Consider the following 12,135-nt stretch of genomic DNA (forward strand, 5'->3'; position numbering starts at 1 on the left):
CACCTAAACAGATTATTTATTCAATTATTTTGCATTTAATTGCAAATAACGCATGGACGATGAGAATAAAAATACATTATAATTGGATATAAATTCACTAAATCATCAATTTTTAAGCTTAAATTACTAGTAACGTCTATTTTTTGAGCATAAATTTACTGTAACTAACTCGGAATCTATCATGAACACCTTTAAGCCTGCTCTACTTGCAAGTGCAATTTCTGCGGTTTTAATTAATAGCAATATGGCGTTTGCTGCTGAAGATGCTATCGAAGTTGATAAATCAATTGAAACTATCCAAATCACTGCAACACGACGTGCAGGTTCTGTGCAAGATGCACCGCTTAATATCACAGCCCTAAATGGCGATGTAATTAGCGACCAAAACATTGGTGATCTTGAAGATGTCGCTCGTTGGGTACCCGGTTTAACAATTTCTGATCAAGGTGGTCGTGAAGGTTCTCCTATTATCGTTCGTGGCCTGAACACAAATACCTCTGACCGTATTTCTGACAGTGGCACTGTGGCAACTTATGTTGGTGAAATTCCACTTAGCATTGATTTACGTTTGACTGATGTTGACCGTGTTGAAGTGTTAATTGGCCCACAAGGTACACTATACGGAGCTGGTACTTTAGGTGGTGCAATCCGTTATTTATTAAAACAACCTGAGCTTGATATCACCGAAGGTAAAGTAACAGGCGATGTATTTAGCATCAACGAAAGTGACGGTACAGGCGGTGAGTTTGGCGTGGTATTCAATACTCCGCTAATTGAAGAAAAACTAGCCCTTCGTGCTAGCTTAAATTATTACGATAACCCAGGTTACATTGACTACACTCACGTGGTTCTAGAACCTGGCGTATCAAACCCTAACCCTGATTTTTCAGACAGCAGCGATGTAAATGCCAACTTAAAAAGCGTAAGCGATGTTAACGATGAGCAAATCACCACAGCACGTTTATCACTACGCTGGCTTGCCACCGAAGATGTTGATGCAACGCTAAACTACTTCTATCAAAAGCAAGAAAATGGCGGTAATTCGACGTCTCAATACGGCTCACTTGCAGATAGCAGTGCACTACAAGGTATCCCTGGAAAATACGAAAATGTAGCTCGTCTGCTTGAACCCGGTGAAGAAGAAAACGATTTATTAAGCTTAGAAGTAAAAGCAGATCTTGGTTTTGCTGAGCTGGTATCTGCATCTGGTTGGTCTAGCTATGAGCAATCTGGTCAGCGCGATCAAACTGATCTTCTTTACGATATTTGGTCAGGGTATGCCGACTTCCCTTCTTTTGTTGGCTACACGCACGACACCTCAGATCGCGATACCTTTACGCAAGAGCTTCGTTTAGTTTCAAATAGCAGTAGCGCTTTTAACTGGATTGTAGGCGGCTTCTATAACAAAGTAGAAAGTCACTCAGATGATCGTGAGTACACGCCGGGTCTGACTGAGTACTGGGGTGGCGGTATTCCAAATGTTGAACAAGACCTTGAGTACATTCTAATTTCTGATAGCGAAACCACTGAAAAAGCACTTTTTGGTGAAATTGGCTACAGCATCACAGATCAACTTGATGTCACTGTTGGCGCTCGTTTTTATGAATACGATGTATCAACAACATCAGGCTCTGCAACGCCGCTTTATTCTGGTGACTTTGATTCACTAGATAATCTTGTTATGGAAAATGTAAGCGCAAGCGATAGCGGTAACTTATTTAAGTTTAATGCTAATTACACATTTGATAATGGTGTGCTTGCTTACTTTACCGTAAGTGAAGGTTTCCGTATTGGTGGTGGTAACGGTATTGCTCCTTGCCCTGATGTATTACCTGAGCAACAAATTGTTTGTGCCCTGCCAAACGAAGAAGATTACAAACCAGATACAACGGTCAACTACGAGCTAGGCTTTAAGTCATCATGGTTACGTAACCGCCTACATTTCAATGCAGCGCTATTTAATGTTGATTGGAAAGATGCGCAAGTTGGTAGCAGTACAGTAAATGGCCAAGAGTTAATTACTTCGAATGCAGGCTCTGCTAATTCGAAAGGTGTCGAACTTTCTACTCGCGCAATGATTGGTGATAACTGGGCAGCTTATGCAACATACGCATATGCAAAAGCCGAATTAACCGAAGATGCACCTTACTTATTTGGCGTATTAGGTGACGACTTAGCGCAGTACCAAAGCTACTATGATGGCGCTAAAGGCGACCGTTTACCGGGTGCTCCTGAGCATCAATTCTCTTTTGGTCTTCGTTACGAGCAAGATATCCTAGGTGATAAACTATTAAGCGTAAACTACGGTATCACAGCACAAAGCGATGTGATCACCAAAGTAGGCTTAAAAGCAGATGGCGAAGTATTACCAGGTTATGCACTAAGTAACTTATCTGCCAAAATTACTGGCGATATGTGGTCTGCAACCCTTTACGTAGACAACTTATTCGATAAGTACGCGTTCACTTCTGTACGTCGTGATAAGTCTTGGGCTGGTATGTCGCAATATGCTGAGCTTAACAAAGAGCTACCTGAGCTACAGCGTGTTTATGGTCACTACACCACCGCACCTCGTACAATCGGTATGAAGTTTAGCTACAACTTTGAGCTGTAATTAAATACTGAATAAAAGCCTTGCCGCTTTTAGGCAAGGCTTTTAAGATAATCTCATGCTAAATACCCAACAAGCGCTTCGCGCTAATATCCAACAGTTGTTAGCCAACAAGCAACTACATGATGCACATCATCTACTTGTGCAGCGCCTAAAGCAAAATCCTGAAGACCACGTTTGTTACTTTTTACTGAGCGAAGTCAACACTGCAGCGGGCGATATCAACAAAGCCATTAAGCTGCTTGAAAAAGCGCTTAATTTAGCGCCTTTGCCGATATATCATTTAGCACTTGCCAAGCTGTATGTACTGTTAGGTAAAGTAAGTAATGCGGCTGTGCATTATCAAGACGCTTTGCAAACAGCTGACTTTAGTGCCGCTGACTTTGATACACTAGCCAATATTGCTAACCGTTTAGGGCATTATGAAGACGCCTTTAGCTTTCAAAAGTCGGCTTATAAACGCAATAAATATAACCCACAAATTAGCTATAATTTGGCGGTATCATATAAAATTCACGGACTGTTTGATGAAGCAAAAAGTTTGCTACAGCAACTTACTACCCAGCAACCTAGCTTTTATCAAGCTCATTACTCACAGGCTGAACTAAATACTGATGTAGAGTCGAAGCTACAAATCCAGAAACTACAAACCTTGGCGAATAAAGAAAAAAGCATTATTGATCAACAAGTGTATTTTCATAGTCTTGCTCTTAATTATGAGCATCTTAATGACTACAAAAATGCATTTAAATACTTTGTACTAAGTAAGCAAGCCATAGCCTATAAACTTAATTATCAAGCCACGCAACATCGCTATTTTTGTCAAAAGCTCATTACTCAAAGCACACAGCAAGTGCTTGAAAGTAGTGACTCTGAGTTCTCACCCGTTTTTGTTGTTGGCATGCCCCGCTCTGGCACAACTTTAGTTGAAAAAATCCTTAATCAAAGTTCACAGCTGCAAGGGATTGGAGAATTAAACGATATAGCGCAATTGATACAACACGCCACGCAATCGGCTCGAGTGATTGATAGCGAATTGCTTGATAAGGCATATGAATCTGAAGCGATAAAGACAGCGCTTGCTAACTATCAACAAAGAGCCCAGCTGCTCAGTGATGGCCTTAGAAGCTGTGATAAACAGCCATTTAACTTTTATTATATTGATTTTATATTAGCGGCATTTCCTAATGCTAAAATTGTTTGTATGCAGCGAGACTGGCACGATTGCAGTATCGCCAATTTTAGGCAGATGTATAGTCCGCAAAGTGTGTTTCATCACTACAGTTTTACTCTTGAAGATATTGCCTCATTCCATCAAGATTACTCGGCATTAGTCAGTCACTTTGCCAACAAGTATCCTGAAAACGTTTTTTTACAAAGCTATGAGCAATTAGTGGCAGAGCCGATTAAGCAAACACAGAAGCTCTATGCTTTTTGTGATTTAAGCTGGCAGGAAAACTGCCTAACTTTTTATAAAAACAATGCGGCTTCAGCTACGGCGAGCAAAAAGCAAATTCGCCAGCCACTGAATAAAAACAGTATCGGCAGCTGGCAAAATTACGCTGAATTTATTGATGCGGACCTGTTTCAATAGGTAACTCGTGACGAGCGCCCCACTCACTCCATGAGCCATCGTAAACACGTAAGTTAGAGTAACCGCATTCATCGGCGCACAATGCAATTGCACAAGCTGTTACACCTGAACCACAGCTAAATTGCAACTGAGTATGATGCGCTGCAATATGTTGATCAAATAATATCTGCAACTCGCTAAGCGGTTTTAGCTCACCGTTATTTAGTACACTTGCAAGTGATAAACTGCGACTATTTGGAATATGCCCACTACGCATGCCTTCACGCGGCTCGGCCTGTTCACCTGTAAATCGCTCATAAGGGCGAGCATCGAGTGTTAGTGTGCTTTGCTCATCAAGTGAGTTAAGTACTTGCTCAGCACTGATAAAGTAATTAACACGAGGGCTTGCAACAAAGTTGCCTTGACCAGAAGCAGCTGAATAGCTGGCTTGTGTTGCAAAGCCAAGTGCCTGCCACTTAGCTAAACCACCACTTAAAACCTTTACGTTATCAAAGCCCATTGCTTTAAACATCCACCACGCACGCGCTGAACTGAATAAACCTTGGTCTTCATAAATCACAATCAGTGAGTCTTGATTAACCCCAGCACGCTGCATATGTTCTGTGAACTGCTCGCTACTGCACATCATACTTGGTACAGGATTGCTGTTATCTGCCAGCGTCTTTTTGAAATCAAAACGCTGTGCATTAGGCAGCATAGCTTTAGGTGCGTATTCTCCCGGTAAACCAGGGCGTACCATTCCAGCATCAAAAATGATCAAATTATCATGGCTTAAATGCTCGTTAAGCCATTCTGGCGAGACTATGTTCTTCATTAGCTTTCCTTTTGCGATAGCTGAGCGAATGTATCTTGTTGAGTTAAGCGCTTTTCAACCGCTTCAACATGCTCAGTTGTACATTCTTTCCAAACACCGGGCAAGCAATACACATGCTTTAAGTAGGTAAAAAATTTATCTCTCAGAATACTGTTGGACTGCCAGCCATTTTGTAGTTTTTCTAAGCACTTAATCAAAGTAGCTTGATCACTTGCGTGTAGTACAAGCTCATCAATGTTGTAACAAGCAAGCCCTAAGGTAAGCACTTTTTTATCAAGTAATAAAGATTCTAAGCCAACGGTCGAGTTAATAGTGATCACGGCTTCAGCGTTATTGATAAGTTCTCGAGTACAATTTCCGTTGGCAAAAACGGCAACATCATCTTTATCGTACAAGTGTTCATAGTGCTTATGCCATGAAGGATGTTCTTTAATAACAACTTTAAGTTCTGGATCATTTAACTTTTTTACGGCTGAAACAACAGCATCGTAATACTCTTCCATTGACTTAAGCCAAGGTGAGTAACAAGCTATTTGTGTATCGTGTGGAACTTGAAATGGCACAAATAAGTATTTTTTTGGTAACTCAACTGCGTCAAATTTGCAGCGCTTTTTGTGATTCGCTCTAGGGATTAAATCAGGCGCAGAAAATGGCAACTTCCCTTGTGGATCAAAATTTAAATAGAATTGACTATCTCGCGGTACAGAAGCCGCAAAGTTAATACCTTGAGGGTCTAAACTTGTTGTTCCGGGCAATAACCCATTTTCATAAAAGTAGGTAGTCACTCCTAGTGATTTCGCAGCTATACAAACAGTAACATTCGGTAGTTTATTACCATTCCAAATGACTAACGCTTCAGGAGGTTCTGACTTCAATAAATCATAATACTTAGCGTACCGACATTGCTCTACAAACTGCATCACTTTAGAGTAAGCTTTGATAAGTAATGGGTTACACCAAAGATCATTTCGGGCTTGCTTACGTAGTAGTTGTTCCGAAATTATTTTACTAAAATCAATTTTAATCGCTTTGCTAAAGTATTTTAAAGCAGTTAACCTGAGGAAGCCCATACAGTGCACTTTACAATTTAAGGGGAGTTTCCTAATTAATTTTTTGTAATAGCGGGCGTGCACATTATTGCGAGAGATAAATAAAAAAGCCATATACTGATCTTAGTTTAGATTGAACTTAAGCGCATACAGCTATTTTATTAATTATAAATGACAGTTTGAAGGCTGCCTTACAACTTCTATTATTTCTGTTGTAGAGATAGAGGGAGTACGCTCTAAATAAATCACATCACAAATTTGCTTAAATTGATCAAACCGACCAGCCCAATCATCCCCCATAACGAGCAAATGGGCTTGATGGTCTTTTATGTACTCACCTTTCAATTCTAGAGAGTGCTCTACAAATACTTCGTCAACACACTTTAAAGAACTAATAATTTTCAGCCTATCAGCTTCACTGTATACAGGCTTTCGACCTTTCTTTGAGAAGTTTAGTTCATCAGAAGATACACCAACTATCAAATAATCTCCCAGTGCTTTAGCTCGCTCTAAAATATTGATATGTCCCACATGAAAAATATCAAACGTGCCAAAAGTAATTACCCGTTTCATTGATGTTCCTCTAAATAAGAAACAATTCTCTTAGCAGAGTGACCATCCGTAAGACCTGCCAGTTTATAAACTATTTCTTTTCTTTTTTCTTTAAATTCGGCAGATTCATTAAAACTTGAACTTAATAACTGCTTTAACTCTTTATAACTTTCAGCACGCGCACATAACTCATTGAAGTATTTGATATCTTCATCCAATCGAGCTTTCAATCTATAAGAAAAAATACCTCTGTATGACCAACGCAGCTTGTAAAAATCACACCAGATAACAGGTTTTTCTAATGCTGCAAATTCAAAAATGGCTGACGATGCATCAGAAACCATAATATCAGCAAGTTCTAAAAAAGGAGTAAGATCAAAATCGAATTCATTTGCAAGGTAAACATTCTTAGCACTAGCCCACTTCTCAAGTTTTAGGCGTTGCTTTTTGTACTTCGGCTTAAATAAGCTAAAGAAATGAGGCTTAACGATAATATTAAATTCATTAAAGTGCTCAGGGAAATCATCGCTAAAGCACTCTAAAGAGCTTGGATAAAAAGTAGGCGCATAGAGCAAAGTTTTCTTTGACGGATCTAAGCCGAGATTTTTGAGGTTAATGCTTTCAAGAGTCTGATTAAAAATAGGGTCTAACTTGGCGTAGCCACTATCAATAAAGTTGCCTTCAGGATAAAGCGTTTTTAAACGTTGAAGCCGGTGCTCTCCCTCAACAAACCGTACTGTCATCTTATTATTCGATACATCGTAATAGCATTGTTTTGGACCTATTCCATGTTGCATCAGTACAGTCTTTTTATTTAGATCCTCAGCGCCAGCAAATGTATTTCCAAACACAACCCAATCTGCATCTGAACTCTGATAAAATTCAAAGGTTTCTCTTGCACTTGTTAACCATTTTGCAACTATTGCATTTTCATAGATAAAGCCACGACATACACCAAGACTACGCTCATCTTGGTCTTCATAGAAAACCATCGAAACTTTGTGGCCTTTTTCCTTCAACTCCTTTAAAACAGGCAAATACTGTGGAATGTAATATAGATGTTGAACATCAAAATATAACTGCATTATTTACAACTTAATAACTTCAACCAATAGCTATTGTACATAAATTACATTTCTGTTTCAGCCCACAATTAAAGTTTGTTCTAGCTAGATATTAATTACCTCAGGGCGAAGTGGCGCAAGTCTGCTAAGGATTTTATTTTGTACCGTTTGCGAAACGTGTTGTTCATCCATCGCATTGATTAAAAGCTCTACCACACGGTTAAAGTCTTTTTTAGAAATATTCATTCCGGTGTGAATATCAACCATATTATCGCCTTCGTATTCACAAGGGCCATCGGTGACACTGCACAAATGAGTGATAAAGCCTTGGCGAAAATGCGCAACATTGGTTTGTTTAAAATAAGCTAAAATTTGTTCGTCACGGCCTATTTGATTGATAAAACTATCAACTAGTTTTTCGATCCCTTGTTCGCCATTTAGTTGCTGGTATAAGGTGCCGTTGTTGCTACTTGCACAGCCGACTAACATCACGGCAAATACAAACGTAAAAAATGTTTTCATCATTACCAATACCCTGTAACAGAAAGATACCAACCTGTTTGATCCTTAGCCCCAGCAATACTTCCTAAGTCTAACCAAGCAGCGGTGACACTAACATACTTATTGGGAAACCAAGCAACAAACACATCCTGCCAATCTTGCTCCCCTAAGCCAAGATTATTAGACTTTTCCCGATACTCAACACCAACGGCTATTTGATGGGTTAAAAACACCGCGGTAGACGCTTCAAATAACAACTCTTTATCGCTATCAGGGCCGCCAAAACCTAACAAACCTAGTTGATTAGCATCGCTATAACGAAAAGTGGTATTCCAAAACCAGTTATACCCAACAAGCGCTCCTAAATGTAATTTACTAGCAGCAAGATAAATATCAGTACCACTGGTGTCTTCTGCGCCTAATAGGTTAGCGATACTGCCGTCATCCAGTGATTTATGTTGTACACCCAAGCTCAACTGCGGCCATTTACTGTAAACGATATCGCCGTATAAGCGTACTTTTGCCCCTGTAATTGATTGTTCGATATCGGTATTTAATGCGGGAACTTCGAAGCGTTGCTCTGCGTAACTAAATTCAACGCGATCATAAATATTTAGTTGCGCGCCACAAACATCTAAGCTGTAATCACTCACATCAGCGCGACTACAAAAGCCATTTATAGCTATTTCATCATCACTTGCATAGCCTGCAAGCTGTGCCCAAGGAACAATACCACCACCCGCACTACCTTCAACCTGGGAGACACCAGGCGTTGCTAATAATTTACCCGATGCTGCGAGCCCTGAACTTGCAAAAGCAAGGCAAATTAACCCAAACAACCAATTAAGACGCTTCATTGTACACCTCTAACCACTGCAAAAACTGCTCTGATTTTAGTGGTCTACTTAAGTAATAGCCTTGTGCATAATCGCATTTATTTTGCACTAAAATATCCAGTGACTCTTTGTTCTCAACGCCTTCCGCTACAACCGAAAAACCCAGCTGGTGACCTAGAGTAACTGTAGATTGCACTATGTATTGATCTTGTCGTGACTGATCTAATTGCAAAATAAAACACTTATCAAGCTTTAGCTCATCAATCGGTAATGACTTTAAGCGCCCGAGAGATGTTTGCCCTACACCATAGTCATCCAACGAGATTTTAACACCCAAGGTTTTGAGGTTTTCGAGTGCCTTAATGCCTTGATCTTCGTTCTCTATCATATCTCGCTCTGTGAGCTCAATCGTAATTAAACGCCCATTAACATCATGTTTCTCAAGTTGTTTAGCAAGGTGAGAGTAAAAGCTAGGGTATGCAATATCTTGTGCAGAGACATTAATTGCAGCCTGCATGGTAACACCTTGCTGTTGCCATGCAGCAACTTGAGACACTACGGTTTTCACAACCCAAGAAGTAAGCTCAACAATCACCCCCGATTGTTCTGCTAAATCAATAAACAGCTCAGGCGAAACCCACTGACCATCTTTACGCTGCCAACGAATTAATGACTCAACTTTATCAATGCAATTGGTTTTAATATTTAGTTTTGGTTGATAGGTCATGAAAAGCTGGCCATCATCATCAACGAGGGCTTGTTTAAGTTCATCGATTATTGCAAGGCGCTCAAGGTGCTCTTCGTCTTCACCTTCTTGATAATAATGAATAGTTTTATGCTCGCAAGATGCGGTATCAACAGCAATTAACGAGCGACGCATTAAGTCCTCAGGGCTGACATTTTGTGAAAGGCAATGCACCACCCCAACACTAAAGCGTAAAGTAATATTTAAGCCTTGAATTAAGTAGCCAGCCTGTAACTGAGCAACAAGCTTCATTACTGCATCTTTAAACTGCTTAGTTTCATCTGCTGGAAGTAAGGTTAAAAATTCATCGCCGCCAATCCGAGCATTCACACCATTATGATGTGCCGAGTATTCACCAATACGCTCAGCAACTGCTTTTAAACAATCATCACCAATACGCGGGCCTAATTTATCATTGATATGACGAAGACCTCTTATATCTATGGCAACGAGTGTGTATTCAGCGCCTTCAGCAAACAAGTTCTCCATGTTTTCTAACATCGCAGAACGGGTATAAAAGCCAGTTAATGAATCATGGCTAGCTTGAAAACTTATTTGCTGTTCACGTTCTTTGATGTCGTTACCCATGTTGTTAAAGGCATCGACTAACGTGGTGATTTCGCTGCTTTGCTTTTTACCTACAAATTCAGCTTTATAATTGCCACGAGCAAATTGCTGAGCAAGTAAGGTTAGCTTTGAAAGCGGTGTCGTGAGGTTTTTAGCCAAGATACCACTGGTCAATACGCCTATCACAACCGTAATCGCAGCAAGCACAATAATGGTGAAAAATAGCTGTTCAAACTCACGATAACTCTGGGTTAAATCAGCACTTAACAGCACTGAGACTATGTGCCCGGGCAAGGATGGCAGTTCAACCAGTCGATTTCTATAAACCGGCTTTTCACCAAAAATACGTTGCGTTGTCTCGTTATTAAAATGCGCTAATACTGAATTAGTTTGAGGTTGCTTGGTTAGTGAGGTCTCTACAACACCATCATCTTCACCAATAAAACTCACATCCATTGTGGTAAGGTTTTTTAGCTCTGCAGCAACAAGGTCATTAATTTCAAAGCCCACTAAACTGTAGGCAACAGTACGAGGCGCACGTACCGGCAATAAGATAACTTGGTATAGGGTTTGATCAAGAACAATAAAATTAGATTGCTCTGCATTAATGAGCAATTCATTCATCAGTGCAGAAAACTCATCAGGTGTATGGTTAAATTCAGTATTTGCAGAGACCAATTGCCCAGATAAATCAATGAGCAACATCAAATCAGCATTTATTCGACGACTATGGTTATTCAATACACTGCTAATGGTATCAGCATCTTGGGTAGCAATAGCTTGTTTAAAACCAAAGTCTGCTGTGAGTACCTTTGCAGCCGTTAATAGCAGGCTTTCTTTAGCGCTTAAATATTGCTTAAAAACATTTTCAGCGACATTAATATCTTCACGTAACTTTTGATCATTAAACCGATTAGTCGACCACCAAGAGCTCGCTAAACTGACTAAACTAGTTAATAAAACGAGGCTTACGCATAAGGCTATGATCCGCCCTCTTAAACTATGAATCATTATCTGCCTTAAACATCTCACCAAACGTATTACGCGGTGCAGGTGCATTTGTTTCAATTGTAATATCAGCAGCTTGTTCAGTTACAGTGACTGATAATTTTTTATTAATTTCACTTGCTTGATTTGGGTGCCAAATCGTTATATTCGTTGGAACTGTAATATCTTTTAATTGTACTTTGCCATCTTGTGCTGTTTTTAGTGTATTAGCGCCATTTGCTACATAGATATAACCCACCATAGAATCGTGAATATTACAGCCTAGGACTACCACCCCGGCGTTATCAAATAACTCTGGTTTTTCTGGACGGTCAGCATATAGCTTAATATTGAAAGGTTTAGCGCTGGAAAAAGAATAAACATGATGGCGAATATTATCACTATTAGGAAAATCAACAGACTGACCTTGCTGTATTACCAATACATTAGGTGAAAACTGCTTATTAACCTGATCCATCACTGCGACAGGCAACTGCGTGTGCACTAAATTTTTATTACCTTGTAATTCAATTACAGCATCGGCTAAAGGCTCACCAAATTGATCTCGAACGGTAAATGAAATATCCGCTGCAAATACATTCGCAGCGCAGCACATAAATACAAAAGAACATACCGTGCGAGCACAGTGCGCAAAAAACGTCATAATTGAACCTTGCTTAGCTTAGTTTGCTAATAAGTATAGATTAATCTTAGCTTAAGTTAATGAGAGAAGGTATGAAAAGCAAGAAAAAAGCCAAGCAGTTTTACTAGAAAACCAACTTGGCTTTAATAATATTGACTTAGAGCATAACTAA

Annotated in this window: 10 protein-coding genes; 2 read left to right on the forward strand and 8 right to left on the reverse strand. The window is 39.8% G+C overall.

The features are described 5' to 3' along the window. Positions 1–181: 181 nt before the first annotated feature. The gene (locus HYD28_16160; protein QLE10366.1) at positions 182–2,614 is read left to right on the forward strand and encodes a TonB-dependent receptor; all 2,433 of its coding nucleotides are present in this window, start codon (positions 182–184) and stop codon (positions 2,612–2,614) included. Positions 2,615–2,669: 55 nt separating this feature from the next. After that, entirely contained in the window at positions 2,670–4,205 is a 1,536-nt protein-coding gene (locus tag HYD28_16165; protein QLE10367.1) for a sulfotransferase, read from the forward strand. On the opposite strand, the gene HYD28_16170 is transcribed toward HYD28_16165, so the two are convergent. The 8 genes from HYD28_16170 to HYD28_16205 form a co-directional block, all read right to left on the reverse strand. Next, positions 4,180–5,019, reverse strand: coding sequence for a sulfurtransferase (locus HYD28_16170; protein ID QLE10368.1), 840 nt, complete (start codon positions 5,017–5,019; stop codon positions 4,180–4,182). The genes HYD28_16165 and HYD28_16170 overlap by 26 nt on opposite strands. After that, a complete protein-coding gene (locus HYD28_16175) occupies positions 5,019–6,182 on the reverse strand; it encodes a capsular biosynthesis protein (GenBank protein QLE10369.1) in 1,164 nt (387 codons plus the stop codon). The genes HYD28_16170 and HYD28_16175 overlap by 1 nt, the downstream gene beginning before the upstream one ends. Positions 6,183–6,233: 51 nt before the next feature. Beyond that, the gene (locus tag HYD28_16180) at positions 6,234–6,641 is read right to left on the reverse strand and encodes an adenylyltransferase/cytidyltransferase family protein (protein ID QLE10370.1); all 408 of its coding nucleotides are present in this window, start codon (positions 6,639–6,641) and stop codon (positions 6,234–6,236) included. After that, positions 6,638–7,705, reverse strand: a complete 1,068-nt coding sequence (locus HYD28_16185; GenBank protein QLE10371.1) for a CDP-glycerol glycerophosphotransferase family protein — start codon at positions 7,703–7,705, stop codon at positions 6,638–6,640. Before HYD28_16185 ends, HYD28_16180 begins: the two co-directional genes overlap by 4 nt. 84 nt (positions 7,706–7,789) lie before the next feature. After that, on the reverse strand, positions 7,790–8,206 hold the full coding sequence (locus HYD28_16190) for a group 1 truncated hemoglobin (protein ID QLE10584.1): 417 nt from the start codon (positions 8,204–8,206) through the stop codon (positions 7,790–7,792). A gap of 2 nt (positions 8,207–8,208) precedes the next feature. Continuing rightward, positions 8,209–9,042, reverse strand: a complete 834-nt coding sequence (locus HYD28_16195; protein QLE10372.1) for a DUF3034 family protein — start codon at positions 9,040–9,042, stop codon at positions 8,209–8,211. After that, positions 9,029–11,344, reverse strand: coding sequence for an EAL domain-containing protein (locus HYD28_16200; GenBank protein ID QLE10373.1), 2,316 nt, complete (start codon positions 11,342–11,344; stop codon positions 9,029–9,031). The genes HYD28_16195 and HYD28_16200 overlap by 14 nt, the downstream gene beginning before the upstream one ends. After that, positions 11,334–11,936: a methylamine utilization protein gene (locus tag HYD28_16205; GenBank protein ID QLE10585.1), complete on the reverse strand. Its 603-nt coding sequence runs from the start codon at positions 11,934–11,936 to the stop codon at positions 11,334–11,336. Before HYD28_16205 ends, HYD28_16200 begins: the two co-directional genes overlap by 11 nt. Positions 11,937–12,135: the final 199 nt, after the last annotated feature.

The organism is Pseudoalteromonas shioyasakiensis (genome assembly GCA_013391845.1).
Lineage (GTDB): Bacteria > Pseudomonadota > Gammaproteobacteria > Enterobacterales > Alteromonadaceae > Pseudoalteromonas > Pseudoalteromonas apostichopi.

Excerpts from the sequence above, each read along its gene's own strand:
- HYD28_16185 (QLE10371.1), bottom strand. The coding sequence starts at position 7,705 with ATGCAGTTATATTTTGATGTTCAACATCTATATTACATTCCACAGTAT.
- HYD28_16200 (QLE10373.1), bottom strand. The coding sequence starts at position 11,344 with ATGATTCATAGTTTAAGAGGGCGGATCATAGCCTTATGCGTAAGCCTC.
- HYD28_16170 (QLE10368.1), bottom strand. The coding sequence starts at position 5,019 with ATGAAGAACATAGTCTCGCCAGAATGGCTTAACGAGCATTTAAGCCAT.
- HYD28_16190 (QLE10584.1), bottom strand. The coding sequence starts at position 8,206 with ATGAAAACATTTTTTACGTTTGTATTTGCCGTGATGTTAGTCGGCTGT.
- HYD28_16160 (QLE10366.1), top strand. The coding sequence starts at position 182 with ATGAACACCTTTAAGCCTGCTCTACTTGCAAGTGCAATTTCTGCGGTT.
- HYD28_16180 (QLE10370.1), bottom strand. The coding sequence starts at position 6,641 with ATGAAACGGGTAATTACTTTTGGCACGTTTGATATTTTTCATGTGGGA.
- HYD28_16195 (QLE10372.1), bottom strand. The coding sequence starts at position 9,042 with ATGAAGCGTCTTAATTGGTTGTTTGGGTTAATTTGCCTTGCTTTTGCA.
- HYD28_16175 (QLE10369.1), bottom strand. The coding sequence starts at position 6,182 with ATGGCTTTTTTATTTATCTCTCGCAATAATGTGCACGCCCGCTATTAC.
- HYD28_16165 (QLE10367.1), top strand. The coding sequence starts at position 2,670 with ATGCTAAATACCCAACAAGCGCTTCGCGCTAATATCCAACAGTTGTTA.
- HYD28_16205 (QLE10585.1), bottom strand. The coding sequence starts at position 11,936 with ATGTGCTGCGCTGCGAATGTATTTGCAGCGGATATTTCATTTACCGTT.